The sequence below is a fragment of the Paenibacillus oleatilyticus genome (assembly GCF_018998565.1).
Taxonomy (GTDB): domain Bacteria; phylum Bacillota; class Bacilli; order Paenibacillales; family NBRC-103111; genus Paenibacillus_G; species Paenibacillus_G oleatilyticus.
In genome coordinates, this window is sequence record NZ_JAHNZO010000004.1 from 1 (window position 1) to 19,069 (window position 19,069).

Below are 19,069 nucleotides of genomic sequence, written 5' to 3' on the forward strand. Positions count from 1 at the left end.
TCGGAACGTTTCCCAGTATACAAGAGGCGCTTTTTTTGTTCAAAGCTCAAATTACTTCATTACAGGAATGGCTCCTCCAGTGATTATTTTTATCTTATCATATAAATAAGCCATAATTTGTCGTATTTAAATGCTACATTTAACTTGTAATCATCTTAACCGGCAATGGAGGAAAAGAAGATGTCCATTCAAGAAGGCACTCAAGAAAAGATAGGTTTCGTTTTCCTTAGCGGAGCAGGACTGGATAACCGTATCTGGAGCAAAGTTGTGGATGGACTTGATTATCCTCATCTGATGGCCACTTATCCTCGAAGAAAAGATTCGATGGAATCGCGGAAAAAGCTTTCTTTGGACGATTATGTTACTTATGTAAAAAGACAAGTAGACGAATGGGGACCTCGGAGGTTCGTTATCGTGGCGCATTCGCTTGGAGGAGTGATCGGTCTTCGGCTTGCATCCGAATGGAACGATCGTTTAGCAGGCTATATCTCGGTAGGGGCAGCGATTCCGAAAAACGACGGTTCCTTTTTGTCCGTGCTGCCATTCCCCCAAAGAATGCTAATCTCAACGATCATGCGAATCATCGGTACGAAGCCGCCGGAATCGGCAATTCGTGCTGGATTGTGCAGCGATCTTTCAGCAGAACAAACTACGGAGATCATCAATGGATTCACACCCGAGGCCATACGCGTATATACGGACCGAATCAAGGTATCCCTGCCGACGGTTCCAACGTTATATGTAAAGCTAACCCAAGACAAGGAGTTCAGCCCCTCTTTGCAAAATAAAATGATTTCGAACCTTCCCCCCCAATGGGTACGAAGTCTGAACACAGGGCACCTGCCCATGCTTAGCGATCCGGATGGGTTAAGAGCTATTTTAGAGGAATTCATAATAAATGTGAGGTCATAAAGGTAATGGATATTTCAGATCTTTTGTAAAGCTGGATTTCTTTGAAGTCGATCAAGGTCGTTGGCCGGATTTTGAGAAGCTTTTTGAACGTCGGGGCGGACCAAAGAATTGCTGGTGTACGGTTTGGCGCGGGAAACCTGAAGATCGGAAAACGAAGGTACTCAAAAAAGCTGCAATCCGGAACATGGTTCAAGAACATGTTCCCGTAGGGTATCTTGGGATATGCGGGCGACGAGCCTGTAGCATGGTGCTCCATCGCTCCGCGCTCGACTTATCGCCCGATTCCCCAAGCTATCGTTTTATGGGATTTGTTCCGCAATTTAAAGAGTTCGGCTTTGTCGAGGTGGGTACTGCGGGAAGTCGGCGGCATGTGATGCGTTTCATGCTGGATTTGTTCACCGACTGCCCCGTCAGTCCATAACAAATTATTTCTCCGGAATGGCCTGCGACAGCGCCCGAACCAGATTGAGCAGCGATGACAAGGTGTTCGTATCCGTCACGCTGCCATCCGGTCCGATCATCTTGCTAACGAACGGAACGGCAAGCGACGCTTCGTCCGGGATAGCTGCGCTCATCATCTTCAGCGTTAGTGTCAGCGATTGCAGTGCCGTAGCGCCGCCATCCGGATGCGGAGACGCGCTTACGACCGCCGTCGGCATGTTCATGAACTCGCCCGAGGATACGACCCAGTCCAGCGCGTTCTTGAGCGTGCCTGGCACTCCTCGCGCATATTCCGGCGTACAGATCACGACCGCATTCGCCGCTCGCAGCTCCTCCCGCCATTCGCGCACCGCCTCATGCCCTTGAGCTTCGTCACCGTCTAAGTCCGGACTGAAATGCGGTAAACTCGCAAGCCCTTGATACATACGAAACTCCATACCGGCGGGCATCATTCCTCCGATGATCGAGAGCAGCCGTGTATTAGACGATTGCTCGCGCAGACTTCCGGATATCCCTAGCACTACTAGACTTCGTTGTTTCATCCAGTCCACCCTCTTTTCCATTCGGTATCCGCATTATAAACCATATCATTAATGTCACAGTCAATGGGGCCATAAACGAACATCAGCACCCTGGTCATCAAGATCTCAGGGACTTTTTCATGCAGCAAGAAAAAACTGGACAAATCGCCGTGCCGCATTTATATTAACATTATGAATATAAATAATGATTATATAACCAAAGGAGGCTGCGCCGATGCAGCTGCAGGCCAAGTATGTGGCCCTTGCCCTATTAAGCAAGCGGCCGATGACCGGGTACGAAATCAAAAAAAATTTTGAAGGACCGATCTCCTTTTTCTTCGAAGGAAGCTACGGCAGCGTCTATCCGACGCTCAAAAACTTGGAAAAGGAAGGCTGTATCGAGAAACGCACGATTATACAGGAGGACCGCCCGAACAAAAACGAATATTCCATCACGGAGGCCGGGCGGGCGGTTCTGGCTCAATATTACGAGCAACCGGTCGAGGAAGATAACGTACGTTCCGATGTGTGCATGAGGCTGTTTTTTGGCGGGAAAATGGATGAGGGCGAAATGCTGGATTGGATCGGGCAAAGCCGCAAGCAGCACGAATCGAAGCTGAGCATCCTTCAAGGGATGCATGATCAGTATCATCAGCAGATGCCCAAGCATCAGTTGCTTTCTCTTACCATCGGCATTCGTTATCACCAGGCCAAAATCGATGCCCTGCTGGAATGCGCGGCAATGCTGAATCATCATGAGGAGGAGAAGTGAACATGGGAGCGTTAATTTTTTTGCACGTGCTTGGGGCTGTGCTGTTCCTCGGCAACATTATTACGGCGGCGTTTTGGAAGCTGTCGGCGGAGCGCGGTCAAGATCTGGCCCATATCCGGCGGGTGGCGCGCAATGTGATGCACGCCGACTACTGGTTTACGCTGCCCGGCGTCATCCTGCTGCTCGCAACAGGCCATATCATGGCCGCCTTGAACGGGTACTCGCTCGCGGAGCTAAACTGGATGACCGCGTCGGAAGGCTTGTTTGTGCTAAGCGGCTTAATCTGGGGCATTCTCCTCATTCCGGCCCAACGGACAATGATGAAGCAAAGCGTCATCGCCGAAGCGGAAGGCACGCTTACCGCTGCGTATCGGAAAGCTTCCCGCACATGGGATGTGTTCGGCACGCTGGTCATCATCATCCCGCTGGTTGTGCTGTACTTGATGCTGGTTAAGCCGTTTTGAGAGAGGAAGCGGATCTTATGGAGATCATGAGGTTAGAAGACGTTATTGATCTGCCAAACCGAGGTGTGGTGCTAAAGATTAGTGTAGATGAAACGGATCCTTATAAAATTACAAAATTAAAGAACTTGATTGGTTCCAAGATAGCCGTAAGAAATGTAGACGGGACAAGCTTTGAATTTGAGATTAAGGATGTTAGTGTGTCTTTTTCCATTGCCAATTTTCCTCTTATTGGGTTAAATATTAGAGAAAGGGTGGACATAGAGAGGATAAAGAAAGGTTCAAACATACAATTCGTATGAGTTCTAATATGATAGGGTAACAGTTTTTATAGGGCGGAAATCCGCCCTTTCGTTTATTCCTCTTCTCTTTGAAGACCGGCTAAAACTTATTCACAAGTTGATCGGCTTGCCGCGTTGTTTCCGGCAAACGATATTTCGGGGAGAGCTTTAAGATCCATTCGCAAGCCGTGGCTAAGGAAATGCGATGGCCTATAGACACGAAATTAGGTTTAACGTTATCCTGAGTTCTTAACACGGCCCCGATCACCTCGCCATGATCAACTAATGGAGAAGAGGAACCTCTTTTTACTTCAGGGTCTTGGAACTCCCCTAATAACTTCGTCTTTCCGCATCCAATGGTAGGAATGTCGAATAGAACTCCCAAATGACTCGCTAATCCAAATCGTCTGGGGTGAGCCATTCCCTGACCGTCGCAGACGATGAGCTGAGGAGGGGTCTTTATTTGCTCGAATGCTTTAAGCAGCGGCGGGATCTCCCTGAATGAAAACAAACCGGGGACATAAGGAAAATGAACCGTGTCTTCCACCACAACCGATTTTATGATATGTAATGAACTTGCTTCTAAAATAACGATCGCAGCAATTAATTTGTCGCTGTGTTCACTATACGCTACGTCCACTCCAGCAATATAATTAACTTCAGCAAGTTGATCTTCCCTTATCATTTTTAAAGATAACTCTTGTTGCAGTTTGACTGCATCCATTTCAGATAAATTCCATGCATGCTTTAAGATCGGTTCCATGATCGAGCCCCCAAGAAGTTTAAAAATTCCAATCGGTTTGCAGTAAAATATTCCTTAAGTTATTATAACCGATTAGACGTCAAGGGGACGTTTAAATCGAACGAACTAAATTCTTGTCACGTTGACTGGGGCAGCCATCTTGATGATATCAACTATACACCAGTTATCATAATGAAAAGAGGTTATTTATGAGTTCAGGAGAGTTACTTCCTACTAATGAGGTAATTGAGGCTGTGTTAATAAATTCGATTTCCCCTATTCTTAAACAGCTAGATAATGACATTGGAAAACTAACATATAGATGTTCTATTTTTGTGGATGATCAGGAAATGAGTTCTCAACTATTAGATTTTTCCGGAATGCACATTTTTAATGGAATCGCACAACCAATACGAGCGAGATTCAGACCCACATTTAATGCTAATCAACTAAAATTTCAAGTCGAAGCTGTGTTTTCACAAGATATTTCTCCACAAGGGACAGGTTTTTCCGGTTTTTGGACAAAAGGAAAAATTAATACTGAAAATTTAATAGTACAAAAATCACCTTGGGTAGCAAGGTATAATGTATGGAAATGGAGGGGGTGGAAATAGACTGGATAATATACAATTGAGACTAATAAATGTGATTCTTTCTTGCAAACAATAAACCATCAAATCAAACACTAAAAAACTTGGCAAACTGGCGGGTGGGAAACGCCCAGCAGACAATGATGAAGGAAAGTGCCATCGCCGAGGCGGAAGGGGCGCTTTCCGCGTATTAGAGAAGTACAGGATTTACTTTTTATTGACGGACGATATGATAAAATGAAATTATTGGAAGAACATTAGCAGAGAAGCTATTTTCCGTAGATTATAATGATGTTTTGGGAGGCAAAAATGAAGCGGGTATTATGAAAACGAGGGAACGTGTTCCAGGAGATGAAAAAAATATTTACCTTGATAAAATTGGAGGGGTACCAACTCATAAACCTGAAAAATTCCCTATTTATTTCGAAGATGAACAATATGGATTTGTAATGCAAATCTATTGCGATAAGGAGAAGTTTCCCAATATTTAAGGGGTTTTATGTTGGCAGATATATCAAGATGTTAATGAAGAAGATATTCCAATCATTATAGAAGTACCAATTGGTGCAGAATTGAATAGTAATAATGAAGGCACTCCTATTAATCGATTAAAAGAGCGTATCATATACTATGAAGAAGGGCTAGAACCAGATGTATTAGAGATTGGTCTTGGAATTTATAGTGATGAGGAAGAGGATAGGTATTTTCATCAAAAATAGGTGGTGCTATTCCAGAAGATTATATGAGTCCTGATGAATATATTGGACGAATGTATGAGAGTATTTATGATGCTGATGACTACGGCTTGAATTTTGGTATTGAAGTTTTAAATCTGACTAGAAATCATAAAGGAAAATGGAATTAATATAAAAACTCCCTTTCTTACTTGCATTTTATATAAAAAAAGAAGGAAGAATTGTCTATGACTAGAATCAATATAACACTTCTATCTGAAAGGGATAATCATTTGTTAATGACTATCAAGAAACATACAGGTTTAGGCCTATTAGAGATTAAAACTCGTATTAGTAATATCAATCCTCTTATGGAAGTTGATTATGTCAATATTAATGAGAGGAAAAAAATGAAAGATTTTGTCGAAGATTTAATTAAACATAAAGCGAACTTCAAACTTTTGGAACATGACGAAGATTACAAAGAAGAGTTACCGCTTGAATACTTTATGAATAGCTTTAAAATGGCACGACAAATTGCAGAAGATAGAGAAAGAATAGATGACATTTTAGGAGAAGAAGACAACGAATAAAGAGAAATGGGGGACCCTAATACTGTATAAAGATTTCTCAAATTGGTTGTACGCACGGATGACTGGAAATAAATTTACAACTTTTACAGAAGAGGCGATACTTTGCGAGATAAATTGATGACATCTATTGTTCTGTATGGTTCCATCGAGGATCGGGAAAACGACATATGGGACTGGTATCAATATTCCTTGAAACTAAATGAAGGGTTAGGATATCCTTCGACCCATTTGGGTATTATCGGAGATAGCTTTAAATCAGGAAAGTTAAGCACAATGAAACGAACAGAAAGAAATTTAAAAAAGGCATTAGAGAACGGGGAGAGTATTGAAACCGTATCTATCTACTCATTACCTGAGGGGTTTACTCAAGCGGCATTTGATTTTAATACTTTTATTTCAATGAATAGAAGGCTAAATCAGTTTATAATCGTTTCAGTCCCGAGTGTAGATTTTAGCAAATTCGATAAGAGAGAAATGATAAGAGATTTAGGGCACTTTATTACATGCAGAGAGGCTGAAGTCTTTGAACTGTCAATCCTGGAAAGCCCTTTGATTTATGCTTCCAAAGTAAACCAAGAATCCGATTTTAAGAGCCTGAAAAAAATAGATAAGTATGATTTATAGTTATATAGATCGGTATGTCGCCTCGAAGTTCTCTTATTTGTTTATGAAAACGAATCGTTAACAGACAAGGACAGCTTTCGCAGCTGTCCTTTTATCGTGCTAATTATACTTTTTTCAGGTTCCGGATAATGACCATGATCGACAAAATCAAACAGACCCATGCAGGAATGGTGGTTGCAACCGGTTGATTTGCCCGAAAAATATGGGCATGAATCGCTCCTAACAAGAGAATTACCAATAATGCGCCTGCCCCAATAGCCAACCGTCGGTTCCGGATACCGGCAATCAGCATGATACCTCCAATCAGTTCAAGAAATCCGGTTACTGACATGAACCACAATGGGTATTGGTAGTGCTGCCAATGCTCAACCTGAAACGGAACACGTAACAGTTTTATAATGCCCCCTGTAAAAATAAAAACGGCCAGAATCACTTGCAAGACTTTAGCTATGATTTGACTTCACTCCTTTGAAAATGTTGTGCATAGGCACCTTCATTTGCAAGCATGCCATACAATAAGTTCTCTTGATTAGATCTCTCCGGTGCCAGGAAAAGCCCGATGCAGATTAACGTATTCTACGCTATCAATACCCGCTTGGGAACGTCTGGGCTTCTACATTAGGTGTAAGGCGGGTTGAGTCAACCCAGCTCGTGTAACAATCGTGCTCACTTTCGTTTCGTGAAACACAAAAAATCGCACAACCAATATCAATTATAAATATTACTCAAAAATAACGTTACTTTCAAGTAATATTTTCGATTCGCCGATTAATAAAGTGGTGGAAGTAACTATTCCGAAGTGTATCCGACCGAACACGGTATTCAGATCAACGGCAAATGCCCGTTTTATGAAGCGAGACGCATCGTATTTGCGAAAATATGGGCTGACCAAAATGCGATTTTCGAGCAGGACATGCCAGGCAACGAAATAACACCGCACCAACGGCAATTGAAGCAGTGGCTGACGACCTCTTTACGAGATGCCAGCTATTTGAACGACGAACCTCTCTAACCGGCAAAAAAAACGCAAACCCGGCGATTCCAACCTTGCCAGGTTTGCGTTCTTTACTTTCTGCTCATTGATCCGCCGAACGAGCCCACCGCAGCAGAAGTACGGCCGCTTCCGCCCGTGTCGTATGCTCTTGCGGCGCAAAGCGCCCATTCTCCCGCCCTTGAATGAACCCGTGCTGCCGGGCGGCGGCAATATAGCCCTTGGCCCAGTCGGGAATATCCGCCTCGTCCGCAAACATCGAGAGCTCCGCTTCGGGCCCTGCTTGCAAGTTAGAGGCGCGAGCCGTCATCGCGGTCATCTCGGCCCGCGTCACTTGCGCATCCGGACGGAAACTTCCGTCCTCATACCCGTCAACGATCCCGCGCTGTACGGCCATCGACACAGCTTCGGCGGCCCAAGACGGGATGGCTTCCTGATCCACGAAGGCTGCCGACGCAGGAACGGTCGACCCCGACTTGTCGAATCCCTTAGTCCGGACCAGCATCGCGATGAACTGGACCCGGGTGACCGGGTCGTTCGCCCGGAACGTTCCGTCCTCGAACCCATCGACGATGCCGCAGCCGGAGGCATCCGAAACCGATGACTCCGCCCAATGTCCGGACATATCGGTAAACCGCACCTTCGCCACCGGGACGCAAGCTGCCGAAGAACCGGCAGGCTTATCGGGTACAGCGGGCTGTTGGTTGGGCACTGCCGGCTTCTGCGGCACTTTAGGCTCCTCGACAGGAGCCGGGCCGCCTCCCCCCGCATTCCCCCCGGAGGAAGAGTCCGACGGCTGCTCCGGGGCAGCCTCCCGATGAACGCGCACCGTATACGTCCGCACAGTTTGCCCGTCCGGCGCCGTTACCGTAATCCGAATCGTTGTTGCCCCAACCTGCAAGGCAATCGGCGCAGATGCTTCCCCGCTAAGCGTCACCTTGCCGTTGATCGAGATCCGAGCGTTCGGGTCATAGACCGACGCCGTCACTGTCGTACTGTCGAGCGAATGGCCTACGCTCGCTTCGTATGCGGTGATTTCACTGTCAAATGCCGGAGACAGCGCCGCATCGGTCAGCCTTAGACCGGTTAAGCCGGCGCTCGTGCTTGCCTTGCGGGTGACCTCCACCGTGTAGGCCTGCGTGCTGACGCGGTCTTGGGCAGTTACCATAATCGTGAGGCGGTTGACACCAACCTGAAGCTCGACCGGTTGGGATGGCTGATGACTTGCCGCTTCTCTGCCGTTAACGGTCAGCAGCGCATTCCGGTCATAGACCGATGCCGTCACCGTCATGCTCGTCACCCCATGCTCGACAGCCGCTTCATAATGAACAATGCCGCTATCGAATGCCGGGCTCAAAGTTCCTTCAGATAACAGGAGCCCGTTTAAGAGGACATTGGAGCTCGGCTTCCGATGTACCATCACCGTATACGACTGCGTCGTGACTCCGTCTTGCGCGGTCACCGCGACCGTTATCGGATTGGCCCCCACCTGAAGCTCCACAGGCAGGACCGCCTCTCCGCTTGTAAAAGATTGCCCGTTAATACGTATCGAGGCTTCGCTGCTCGCCGCCTTTGCCCGCACCGTCAGCGCGTAGACGTCATTCGTGACGGTCGCCGTATAGCGCGTCGTCCCACCTTGGAATTCCGGAGCCAGAGCCGCGTGACTCAACGTCAGCTCGCTCAATTGCACTTCGCTGGAGGGCAATCTCGTCACCAGCACGTTGTAGAGCTGAACCGTCGTTCCGTCCTGGGCCGTCACCTGAATCGTGATCGTCTGGGCTCCGACACGGAGCCGAAGCGGCCCCGAGACGGCTTCGCCGTCTTGAAGCACCAGAACCGAGGCGTTCCCGTCGACAGGCACGGCAGTCACCGTAGTTGCCGTCACCGAATACGGAACTTGGGCCGTGTACCGGTAAGTCGTCCCGGTGACCGTTTCATTCAACGTCACGCCGCTAAGCTGCAAGGTGTGCAGCAATGCATTGTCCGATACGACCGTGAACGTATGGCTCGCGGAAAACGGTCCCGTATTGCCGGCCGCATCCGTCGCCTGCGCCTTCACGGCATGCGTACCTACAGCCAGACTATCCGTCAGCGTGTAGCTCCACTTGCCTCCCGCGTCGGCCGCCGTTTCCGCCAGCGGCACTTCGTCCACGTACACGCTCACCGTGACACTGGCTTCCGCCGTGCCCGCGATAGCCGACTTCGACCGGTTCGTCACAGCGCCGTTAGCCGGGCTTGTCACGACAGGCGCCGGAGGGGCCAACGTATCTACCGTGAACCTGATCTCCGCGGATGGCGGGCTCATATTGCCGGCGGCATCCGCTGCCGTCGCCCTAACCGTATAGATGCCATCGACGAATACGATAGGCGGAATAAAGGTCCAATTGCCTCCAGCATTCGCCATCACAGTGCCTGCCGGACTTCCGTTTACGACCACATGGACGGTGGCATTGGCTTCTGCAGTCCCTCGAATAACCGGCTTGCTTTGTTTCGTCGCCGTACCATCGGCCGGAGCAAGGATGACCGGAGCCGCCGGAGCTTGCGTATCTACCGTAAAATGCACGGTGGCGGACGCGGGACTAATATTTCCTGCCGCATCCTTCGCCCATACTTTGACCGCATGCCTGCCATCCGTCAGAGCGTCCGGTAGCGAATAAGACCAGTTGCCTCCGGCATTTGCCGTCCCTGCTGCCGTCTCGGTTCCATCCAAATCAATAATAAGAACTGCCCCCGCTTCGGCGGTCCCGGAGATCATCGGCCGGTTGCTGCCTGTAATGGCCCCGTCGGCTGGTGTAAGGATGACCGGGGCTGCCGGAGCTTTCGTATCTACAGTGAAAGAGACCACGGCGGACGCCTGGCTGACATTCCCCGCCGCATCCGCTGCGGTAGCTTTCAGGCTGTGCGCACCGTCAGCCAAATCCGTAGGCCACAGGTACGTCCACGTGCCGCTGCCGTCTGCAGTCGTCGTGCCGGCCGGAGCCGCGTCCAAATACAACGCTACGGTCGCGCCCGCTTCCGCCTGACCGGTAATGACCGGCCGACGGCTGTTGATCCAACCGCCGTTGACCGGTGTACCGATCACCGGCGGTGCCGGAGGCTGCGTATCTATGGTAAACGATATTTCCGCGGAAGCCGGACTTTCGTTGCCTGCGGCGTCTTTCGCAACCGCCTTGACTTTGTGGATGCCATCCGCCAGCGCGGCGGCCGGAGTATACGACCATCGGCCGCTTCCGTCCGCGGTCACGGGCAAGCTCGCCCCACCGTCCAACGTGACGTTCACGGTCGCATTCGCTTCAGCCGTTCCGGTTACCGTCGGCTTGTTGTTCGGAAGAACTGCTCCCGCCAATGGCGCCGTGATGATAGGGGCCACCGGAGGCGTCCGGTCGATGCGAACGACGGTCCAGGCAATAACGCTGGTATTCCCCGCATTGTCTATCGTCCTTGCGCTCACCGTCGTCTGGCCTTCGGCCGTAATCGTCACCGGGCCCGCATAGGCCGTCCACGCGAGCGTCGTCGCTCCTGACAAGCTGTATTCCGTTCGGTTCACGCCCGAGCCCCCGCTATCCGTTCCTCCTGCGATCGTTACCGTGACGTCCGCATTCGTCCAAGAACCGGCGGATGAACTAAGGGCAGGAGCCGTTGGTGCCGTCCGGTCGATTTTCACGACGGCCGAGGCAATAACGCTTATATTCCCCGCATTATCTATCGTCCTCGCACTTACCGTCGTCTGGCCTTCAGCCGTAATCGCCACCGGACCTGTGTACGTCGTCCATGCGAGCGTTGTCGCTCCCGTCAGGCTGTACTCCGTTCGCTTCACTCCCGAGCCCCCGCTGTCCGTCCCTCCTGTGATCGTCACAGCCACGTTCGGCGTGGAGGTCCATTGCAAGGTCGCCGGACTTACGGTCGGTACGGTCGGCGCTGTTTTATCCACCTTCACAACAACGGTGTTGGTCGAGCTCATATTTCCGACATTGTCCACCGTTCTCGCGCTCACTGTCGTTTGACCTTCGGCGGTAATCATCACCGGGCCCGTATAGGCCGTCCATGCGAGCGTCGTCGCTCCTGACAAGCTGTATTCCGTTCGATTCACGCCCGAGCCGCCGCTGTCCGTTCCTCCGGTGATCGTTACCGTGACGTCTGAATTCGTCCAAGAACCTGCGGATGCGCTAAGGGTCGGCCCTGTCGGGGCTGTCCGATCGATTTTTACGACGGTCGAGGCGGTAACGCTCACATTTCCGACATTATCCACCGTTCTCGTACTCACCGTCGTTTGACCCTCGGCGGTAATCGTCACTGGGCCTGTATAGGCCGTCCATGCGAGCGTCGTCGCTCCCGTCAAGCTGTATTCCGTTCGGTTCACGCCCGAGCCGCCGCTATCCGTTCCTCCCGTGATCGTCACCGTGACATCCGAGTCGGTCCATGAACCTGCGGATGCGCTAAAGGATGGCGCCGTCGGGGCTGTCCGGTCGATTTTTACGACGGTCGAGGCGATAACGCTCGTATTCCCCGCATGGTCTACCGTTCTTGCACTCACCGTCGTTTGGCCCTCGGCCGTAATCGACAATGACCCGGTGTATGTCGTCCACCCCAACGTCGTCGCTCCCGTCAAGCGGTACTCCGTACGGTTCACGCCCGAGCCTCCGCTGTCCGTTCCCTCTGTGATCGTCACCGCGACGTTTGCCGCAGAGGTCCATTGCGAGGTCGCCGGAGTAACCGCCGGAGCAGTCGGCGCCGTCTTATCAATGGACACCACGGCAGTCCCGACGCTGCTGATGTTCCCTGCGTTGTCGATCGTTCGCGCACTTACCGTCGTTTGGCCCTCGGCCGTGATCGTCACCAGACCGGTATACGTCGTCCAAGCCAGCGTCGTCGCGCCGGATAAGCTGAACTCCGTACGATTCACGCCGGACCCACCGTTATCGGTTCCGGACGTAATCGTTACCGCGACATCGGAGGCCGTCCATGACGCTGCCGAAAGCTTGACTACCGGCTGCGTCGGCGCCGTGCGATCGATTTTGACGACGGCCGTCGCGATTGGGCTTATATTGCCTGAGAGGTCTATCGTTCTTGCGCTAATCGTGGTTTGTCCGTCATTCGTAATGATTATCTTGTCTCCATCGTTGTAAGGCGTCCAGCCGAGTGTCGTCGCCCCGGACAAGCTGTACTCCGTACGGGCGACCCCGGAGTCCGCATCCGTGCCCGGCGTGATCACCGCCGTTACGTCTTGTGTGCTCCACTCGGGGCCCGGGCCGCTAATCGCCGGTGCCGTAGGCGGCGTAAAATCAAACGTGAGCTTATATACGTTCACATTGGTTTCCCAATTCTCGTCATATCCGCCTATAGCATACACATCATTCCCGAATACCGACAGTTGGGCATTGGTAAGCTGTCGAATCGTAGCCGTATCCTTTGTCCATTGGTTCGTCGCCGGATCGTATATATAGAAATACTTTTTTCCCATCACCAGCACTTTGCCGTTCGGCAGCGTCACCTGGGCATGGCGGAAAAACGTGTCGCCTTCAAACGGCAGATTCCCCGCCTTGGTCCACGTATTATTCGATGGATCGTACAAATAACCATCGAAGCGGTAGACGTAATGGCTCTGCCCGCCGGTAACGAGAACGCGTCCATCCTTTAGCGTGCTCTGTGCGGCATCGTAAATGGGATAAGGATAAGGAGCCGCTTCCTCCCAACGATTCATACCCGGATCGTATACATAGGCCTGATTATACATCGTGCTGCGGTCCGCTCCCGACCAAATCTCGTTCGCACCGCCTACGATAAGCACCCGGCCGTCCAGCAAGGTGCCTTGGGTGTTTCCGAATATACTCCCTACCGGCAATGACGCGCCATCAGACCAGGTATTGGAGTAGGGGCTGTAAATTTTGGCCACGTTATTGTAAACGTATCCTGTCCCCGGGACGAACTTCGACCCGCCTGTGACAAGCACTCTTCCGTCCTTCAGCATGCTTTGCTTGTGATAAGAAAGCTGCAAGGGCGGCGCAAGCGAAGTCCAGGACCGATCCGTCGGGTTGAATGTATAAGAATACCGCGCAAAAGTAGATGAATTTGCCTTTTGTCCCCCGGTCACCATGATGCGGTTGCCGGACTGCACCGCACTGGACGTAACGCCCGAAATATTTTCCGGCAAGTTCGCCGAATCCGGCAATTGTTCCATCATGACTGCCGCATGCGCAAGCTGCCCTCCCCCTGCAAGCACGCTCATGAAAAAGACTGCGCTCCAGAACAGTCTCCGTAACGTGATATGGATCAAACTCGAATTCACTCCTTCAAAAGTTCCTTGTTCCTTTTGGTCCAAATAGTTACATCTAGAGTACCAAATGGAATAACCGAAGGATATTAACTTTGGTTAACTCCGAACCGTTAAATTTTTTATCGAGATCGTGTTGTTGTATAATTTTTGGATGAAGAGAGGTCCTTATGAAATGAGGTGCTATCCATGAAATCGTTGGATGAACTGATTGACGAAACGGAATCGACATGGCTGGAAGTGCAGGATTGGGTTGCCAAAGCGACCAACACCGTCGAGATTTTACCCGCGAATCCGCACGAAGCCGCGGAAGTGCTGCATCAACTGCAAGTGACGACCCGATCCGCATTGGGGATAGTTGCGTATTATACGGGCGGCATCCTCATCGAGAACGGTTGGCTGCGCATCTTAGGTTCCGGCAGTCGACGGCTGCCGAGGAATTTGATCACGTGGAATGAAATCGGCGCCGATGGAAAAAGCACGAGATTCCCCTCATCGTTCTTGATCGCCGACGACGTAGTAGGCGGCTTTTTTGCGCTGAACGGCGGGGCCTTCGAGGGCAAACCGGGAGATGTATTTTATTTTGCTCCCGATACCTTGGAGTGGGAAAGCCTGGATATAGGGTTTTCGGATTTTTTATATTGGGCTTGCTTTGGCGATGTGCAAAAATTTTATGAGACTTTTCGGTGGGAAGGCTGGGCGGAAGAGATTTGGCCTATCGATGGAAATCAGGGAGTGTCGATTTATCCGTTCTTGTGGGCGGACGGCGGCCCCGTTACCCATCGCGCCAGATCCGTCGTTCCGATCGAGGAACTATGGAAAATTTCTGTAAACGATAGTAAACTTAAATGAGAAAGGTCTACACCGATTTCATCGAAAATGGGGCGTGATCGCTTGTGAGAAACTCCTTCATCCTTGGGCTGGGCTGCTTGCTCGTTGTCGCACTGACCGCTATGTTTTTGCAAGACCCTGCCATATTTTATACGTATGCCGGGATATTCGGGCTGATTTTTACGGGAGCGGCGGCCATCCTTACCGGTTCCAACGTAAGCGGTGATCGGGCGAGGGCTAACTATTGGATCAGTACCGCCAATGATAGGGCAGCCAGAGGGAAGTGGGCAACGTATTGTTTTATGATCGGATTCCCCAACCTGCTCCTGGCCGCCGTCGTATATTTCAGTTCGCTGTAAATCGAAAAAAAGCCGTGCAAGTCCTTCAACCAAGGACCGCACGGCTTTAAACCCATCAGCGAATCGGGATCCGCATTTCAAGTTCCTTATAAAATTCGATTTGCGGCATCGCATAGGTCGTCAGACGAACGGGCTGCTCTTGATCCAGCGGCGAGAACTCTTGTACGTACGAATAGGCCTCTCCGTTCTTCCCGACGAGCTTCAAGCTTTTGCGCTCCAACGCCTTTCCGTTCTGGACAAGACTTATTAACCCCTCCTGATTACCGGGAAGCGGCCCGGTAATGCCACAGCTCCTGCATCGCCTGACGTGCCCCTTCCACTGTCTTCGGATCGAGCTCCGTCATCGGCTTTCCGATCAACTGTTCTGCTGCAAAAGCCTTCTGCGGCACCTGCGCCGCCGGAATCGAAGCCATAAATAAGCCGGCCGCCGCAACCGTTATTGCGATCAGGATTTTATAAGGTTTCATTGTACATCTTCCTCTCACGCATATTCCATACACCCCATTAGAGTGTTGGCGCTCTCCGTTTGGTTCCCGGCGGCGCAAATTTTTTTTCGCCAAGCTTTCGCGGGGTGCAAAATTCCATGCTCCGACGACTCTTTTAACATTTCAAATTTTTGCCTTAATTGTGTTTATCAAGTAGAATAGTTCCGTACCTTATTCGCGCGAGGAGGCCGGTGTTCTTTTCTTATTCGACATGTCATATTTTTTTAGTTGAGAGATTATTCCGGAGGCGGTGATCCTGATGTCCGATCCGAACGAATTCGGGTCCCAATATTTCGAGAAAATATTAAATATGGTCGACGTGGGTGTCCATCTGGTGAACCGGGAGGGCACGACCGTCTTTTATAACGACAAAATGGCGGAGATCGACGGCCTTGCGCGGAAGCAGGTGCTGCATAAAAATATTTTTCACGTCTACCCTTCCTTAACCCACGAAACGAGCACGCTGGCCAAGGTACTGCAGACCGGGCAAGAGGTGCCCGAAAAAATACAAACCTACGTCAACGTCACGGGCAAACGCATTACGACCATCAACCGCACGTATCCGCTCTTCGATAACGGTCAGCTCACGGGCGCCCTGGAGGTCGCCAAGGACATTACGAGCATCGTCCAGCTTCACGACCAGATTCTGGACCTGCGCCACCAGCTGTACCAAGCCAAGCAGAAGGACGGCAAAAAAACGGGCGCGGCCCGCTATCATTTCAGCGACTTAATCGGAGAGAGCCCGGCGTTTCTGGAAGCGGTTTCTACGGCCAAAAAAGCTTCACGCACCAGCTCCCCTGTCTTCATCTGCGGGGCTACGGGCACGGGCAAGGAGTTGTTCGCCCAGAGCATGCACAATGCGAGCGTCCGCCGCAATCATCCGTTCATCGCGCAGAACTGCGCCGCCGTACCCGGCGACCTGATGGAGGGCATCATGTTCGGCACGACCCGAGGCGCGTTCACCGGAGCGGTGGACCGTGCGGGCTTGTTCGAGCAGGCCAGCGGCGGCACGCTGTTTCTGGACGAGATCAATAGCTTGGACCTGCTGCTTCAGGCCAAGCTGCTGCGGGTGCTGCAGGACGGCATCGTGCGGCGAATCGGAGCGACGACGGAGCAGCAGGTGAACGTCAGAATCGTCGCAGCGATGAACATGGAGCCGCAGGAAGCGCTGGACAAGGGCATTTTGCGGCACGACCTCTTTTTCCGGCTCAATGTCGTCAATCTGCAGCTTCCTCCGCTGCTGCGCAGGCAGGAGGACATTCCGCTGCTTGCGCAGCATTTTATCGAGAAGTTCAATCCGATGTTTGGCATGAAAATTACGGGACTGGCTCCGTCCGCCATGCAGCGGTTCATGGCCTACGCCTGGCCCGGTAACGTCCGCGAATTGGGGCATGCGATCGAATCCGCCTTCAATATGATCGAGCCGGAAGAGGAGATCATTGAGGAGCATCACCTGCCCGCGAATCTGAGGGAGGCTCCCTGTCCCGTGCCGGTTCCCGCTCTGCGAAAGCCGGACCTTACCGCTTTTCCGGCAGGGAAATTAACGGACCGGATGAAGCAGATGGAGCGGGAGGCGATCGTCGACGCGCTCAAGCGTCACGGGTATAACATCAGCCTTGCCGCGCAAGCGTTGGGCATCAAGCGGCAGGCTTTGCAGTACAAGCTGAACCGGTACGGGATCGCGAGGAAGCCGTAGAGGAGGAATTTTATCGGCGCGGGCCCAGCATCTCCCAATATTGGCACGTTTTTTGCTTGTTAAATTAGCGAAAACGATTGATGGAGGTGCTCTGGATGAGCGTACCGATGATGGACCCGCAAAGCAAAGCAAACGTTCCCCCTCTCAGCAGCAAAAGGCATTGGAAAGACGTCGAACTGTGGAAAGATGTGACGGAGGAACAGTGGAACGATTGGCTGTGGCAGTTGACGCACACGATCCGCACCTTGGACGAGTTGAAGCAAGTCGTGAATTTAACTCCCGAGGAAGAGGAAGGCGTGCGCATTTCGACGCAAACGATTCCATTGAATATAACGCCGTATTACGCTTCGCTTATGCACCCGGACGATCCCCGCTGCCCGATCCGCATGCAGTCGGTGCCGATCTCCGCCGAGCTGCTGAAGACAAAATACGACCTGGAGGACCCGCTCCACGAGGACGAAGATTCCCCGACGCCGGGCTTAACCCACCGTTATCCGGACCGGGTGCTGTTCCTGGTCACAAACCAATGCTCCATGTACTGCCGGTACTGTACGCGCCGCCGCTTCTCGGGCCAAGTGGGCATGGGAGTGCCCAAAAAGCAGCTGGACGATGCCATCGACTACATCCGCCGCACGCCGGAAGTCCGCGATGTGCTCCTGTCCGGGGGCGACGGCTTGCTCATCAACGACAACATTGTGGAATATATATTGAAAAATTTGCGGGCGATCCCCCACGTCGAGATTATCCGGATCGGCACGCGGGCTCCGGTCGTCTTCCCGCAGCGCATTACGGAAAACCTGTGCAACATCCTGAAAAAATACCATCCGGTATGGCTGAACACGCATTTCAATCATCCTCTGGAAATTACGGCCGAGGCGAAGCAGGCTTGCGAAATGCTGGCCAACGCGGGCGTTCCGCTGGGGAATCAGGCGGTCATTCTGGCGGGCATTAACGACAGCACGCATATTATGAAAAAGCTCATGCACGAGCTGGTCAAAATCCGCGTCCGCCCTTACTATATTTACCAATGCGATTTGTCCGAAGGCATCGGCCATTTCCGCGCGCCCGTGTCCAAAGGGCTGGAGATTATCGAGGCGCTGCGCGGCCATACTTCGGGCTATGCCGTCCCGACCTTCGTCGTCGACGCCCCCGGAGGCGGCGGTAAAATCGCGCTGCAGCCGAACTATCTGATCTCGCAAAGCCAGGACAAAGTCATCCTGCGCAACTATGAAGGCGTTATCGTTGGATACCCGGAGCCGAAAAATTATATCCCGGGCCGCGCCGACGAATACTTCAACGAAATTTACGGCATCCAGCAAGCACCGGCAAGCACGGGAATTATCGCCCTCATGAAGGATGAAAAATTCAACCTGGTGCCGGAAAACTTGCACCGCATCGGCCGCAGAAAATCGTACGAGGAAGCTTCCGAGCACACCTCACTGAAAGACCGTCGGCAAAAGCGGGATGAAATGAAGGAGAAGCTGATCAAAGCGGTGAAGCAGAAGGAGGATACTTCGAGCGCGGAAGCGTGAGGCGTTGGCGATAGGGGGAGTTTTGGTGGCTCACCCTTAAGGCGCCAGGTAGGCGGGGGCTGTGCAAGGATTTTGGCGCGCGGAAGGGCTGTGTGGTGAGGATGTTGCACCGGTCGTTGTTTTTCGTCAAGGCCTCCGGAGCTCCTCCACGCACCAGCCTCCCGGAACGCGTTTTGTTGTAGTACGGTGGGTGATCACCCTCTGGCGCAAAACGTCCAGACAAGCGGATCAGCCCTCGCGGATCCCCCTAGGGGCCGTCGAGGGCTTTATTCGGGCTGCGCGGGCAGCAAATG

General features: G+C 51.7%; 19 protein-coding genes. 13 read left to right on the plus strand and 6 right to left on the minus strand.

Annotation, left to right across the window (positions count from 1 at the left end):
• Nucleotides 1-180: 180 nt before the first annotated feature.
• Nucleotides 181-912 carry an alpha/beta fold hydrolase gene (locus tag KQX66_RS06345; RefSeq protein WP_253956975.1) on the plus strand — a complete coding sequence of 244 codons (732 nt, stop codon included), beginning with the start codon at nucleotides 181-183 and terminating at the stop codon, nucleotides 910-912.
• Nucleotides 913-1,337: 425 nt separating this feature from the next.
• Here KQX66_RS06345 and KQX66_RS06350 read toward each other — a convergent pair whose 3' ends face one another.
• Nucleotides 1,338-1,895, minus strand: coding sequence for an NADPH-dependent FMN reductase (locus tag KQX66_RS06350; protein ID WP_216791109.1), 558 nt, complete (start codon nucleotides 1,893-1,895; stop codon nucleotides 1,338-1,340).
• A gap of 214 nt (nucleotides 1,896-2,109) precedes the next feature.
• Between KQX66_RS06350 and KQX66_RS06355 the strand changes: the two genes are divergently transcribed.
• Genes KQX66_RS06355 through KQX66_RS06365 form a run of 3 tightly spaced genes read left to right on the plus strand, consistent with a single transcriptional unit; the run spans nucleotide 2,110 to nucleotide 3,409 of the window.
• Nucleotides 2,110-2,646: a PadR family transcriptional regulator gene (locus tag KQX66_RS06355; protein ID WP_216791111.1), complete on the plus strand. Its 537-nt coding sequence runs from the start codon at nucleotides 2,110-2,112 to the stop codon at nucleotides 2,644-2,646.
• A gap of 2 nt (nucleotides 2,647-2,648) precedes the next feature.
• Entirely contained in the window at nucleotides 2,649-3,110 is a 462-nt protein-coding gene (locus tag KQX66_RS06360) for a DUF2269 family protein (protein ID WP_216791113.1), read from the plus strand.
• Between the two features lie 17 nt (nucleotides 3,111-3,127).
• A complete protein-coding gene (locus KQX66_RS06365; RefSeq protein ID WP_216791115.1) occupies nucleotides 3,128-3,409 on the plus strand; it encodes a hypothetical protein in 282 nt (93 codons plus the stop codon).
• 79 nt (nucleotides 3,410-3,488) lie between these two features.
• Here the strand turns inward: KQX66_RS06365 and nfi are convergent, their stop codons facing one another.
• Entirely contained in the window at nucleotides 3,489-4,151 is a 663-nt protein-coding gene (gene nfi / locus KQX66_RS06370) for a deoxyribonuclease V (protein ID WP_216791117.1), read from the minus strand.
• A 188-nt stretch (nucleotides 4,152-4,339) separates the two neighbouring features.
• Between nfi and KQX66_RS06375 the strand changes: the two genes are divergently transcribed.
• The 4 genes from KQX66_RS06375 to KQX66_RS06390 all read left to right on the plus strand — a co-directional run bounded on the left by KQX66_RS06375 (nucleotide 4,340) and on the right by KQX66_RS06390 (nucleotide 6,611).
• Nucleotides 4,340-4,744, plus strand: coding sequence for a hypothetical protein (locus tag KQX66_RS06375; RefSeq protein ID WP_216791119.1), 405 nt, complete (start codon nucleotides 4,340-4,342; stop codon nucleotides 4,742-4,744).
• Nucleotides 4,745-5,043: 299 nt separating this feature from the next.
• The gene (locus tag KQX66_RS06380; RefSeq protein WP_216791122.1) at nucleotides 5,044-5,211 is read left to right on the plus strand and encodes a hypothetical protein; all 168 of its coding nucleotides are present in this window, start codon (nucleotides 5,044-5,046) and stop codon (nucleotides 5,209-5,211) included.
• A 431-nt stretch (nucleotides 5,212-5,642) separates the two neighbouring features.
• A complete protein-coding gene (locus KQX66_RS06385) occupies nucleotides 5,643-5,987 on the plus strand; it encodes a hypothetical protein (protein ID WP_216791124.1) in 345 nt (114 codons plus the stop codon).
• Nucleotides 5,988-6,089: 102 nt separating this feature from the next.
• Nucleotides 6,090-6,611: a hypothetical protein gene (locus KQX66_RS06390; RefSeq protein ID WP_216791126.1), complete on the plus strand. Its 522-nt coding sequence runs from the start codon at nucleotides 6,090-6,092 to the stop codon at nucleotides 6,609-6,611.
• A 103-nt stretch (nucleotides 6,612-6,714) separates the two neighbouring features.
• Here KQX66_RS06390 and KQX66_RS06395 read toward each other — a convergent pair whose 3' ends face one another.
• Nucleotides 6,715-7,065, minus strand: coding sequence for a DoxX family protein (locus tag KQX66_RS06395; protein ID WP_216791693.1), 351 nt, complete (start codon nucleotides 7,063-7,065; stop codon nucleotides 6,715-6,717).
• 345 nt (nucleotides 7,066-7,410) lie between these two features.
• Here KQX66_RS06395 and KQX66_RS06400 point away from each other — a divergent pair, with 345 nt between their 5' ends.
• A complete protein-coding gene (locus KQX66_RS06400; RefSeq protein ID WP_216791129.1) occupies nucleotides 7,411-7,623 on the plus strand; it encodes a hypothetical protein in 213 nt (70 codons plus the stop codon).
• A gap of 64 nt (nucleotides 7,624-7,687) precedes the next feature.
• Here the strand turns inward: KQX66_RS06400 and KQX66_RS06405 are convergent, their stop codons facing one another.
• Entirely contained in the window at nucleotides 7,688-13,876 is a 6,189-nt protein-coding gene (locus KQX66_RS06405; protein ID WP_253956977.1) for an OmpL47-type beta-barrel domain-containing protein, read from the minus strand.
• Between the two features lie 186 nt (nucleotides 13,877-14,062).
• On the opposite strand from KQX66_RS06405, the gene KQX66_RS06410 reads away from it, so the two are divergent.
• Together KQX66_RS06410 and KQX66_RS06415 are read left to right on the plus strand one after the other, a co-directional pair.
• On the plus strand, nucleotides 14,063-14,725 hold the full coding sequence (locus KQX66_RS06410) for a DUF2625 family protein (RefSeq protein ID WP_216791131.1): 663 nt from the start codon (nucleotides 14,063-14,065) through the stop codon (nucleotides 14,723-14,725).
• Nucleotides 14,726-14,769: 44 nt separating this feature from the next.
• Nucleotides 14,770-15,063, plus strand: coding sequence for a DUF5316 domain-containing protein (locus tag KQX66_RS06415; protein ID WP_216791133.1), 294 nt, complete (start codon nucleotides 14,770-14,772; stop codon nucleotides 15,061-15,063).
• A 55-nt stretch (nucleotides 15,064-15,118) separates the two neighbouring features.
• Here the strand turns inward: KQX66_RS06415 and KQX66_RS06420 are convergent, their stop codons facing one another.
• Both KQX66_RS06420 and KQX66_RS06425 read right to left on the minus strand, forming a co-directional pair.
• The gene (locus tag KQX66_RS06420) at nucleotides 15,119-15,268 is read right to left on the minus strand and encodes a hypothetical protein (RefSeq protein WP_216791136.1); all 150 of its coding nucleotides are present in this window, start codon (nucleotides 15,266-15,268) and stop codon (nucleotides 15,119-15,121) included.
• Between the two features lie 55 nt (nucleotides 15,269-15,323).
• Nucleotides 15,324-15,530, minus strand: coding sequence for a hypothetical protein (locus tag KQX66_RS06425; RefSeq protein WP_216791138.1), 207 nt, complete (start codon nucleotides 15,528-15,530; stop codon nucleotides 15,324-15,326).
• Between the two features lie 277 nt (nucleotides 15,531-15,807).
• On the opposite strand from KQX66_RS06425, the gene KQX66_RS06430 reads away from it, so the two are divergent.
• Together KQX66_RS06430 and kamA are read left to right on the plus strand one after the other, a co-directional pair.
• Nucleotides 15,808-17,244, plus strand: coding sequence for a sigma-54 interaction domain-containing protein (locus KQX66_RS06430; RefSeq protein WP_216791140.1), 1,437 nt, complete (start codon nucleotides 15,808-15,810; stop codon nucleotides 17,242-17,244).
• A gap of 110 nt (nucleotides 17,245-17,354) precedes the next feature.
• The gene (kamA, locus tag KQX66_RS06435) at nucleotides 17,355-18,776 is read left to right on the plus strand and encodes a lysine 2,3-aminomutase (protein ID WP_216791698.1); all 1,422 of its coding nucleotides are present in this window, start codon (nucleotides 17,355-17,357) and stop codon (nucleotides 18,774-18,776) included.
• The last annotated feature ends 293 nt before the right edge of the window (nucleotides 18,777-19,069 follow it).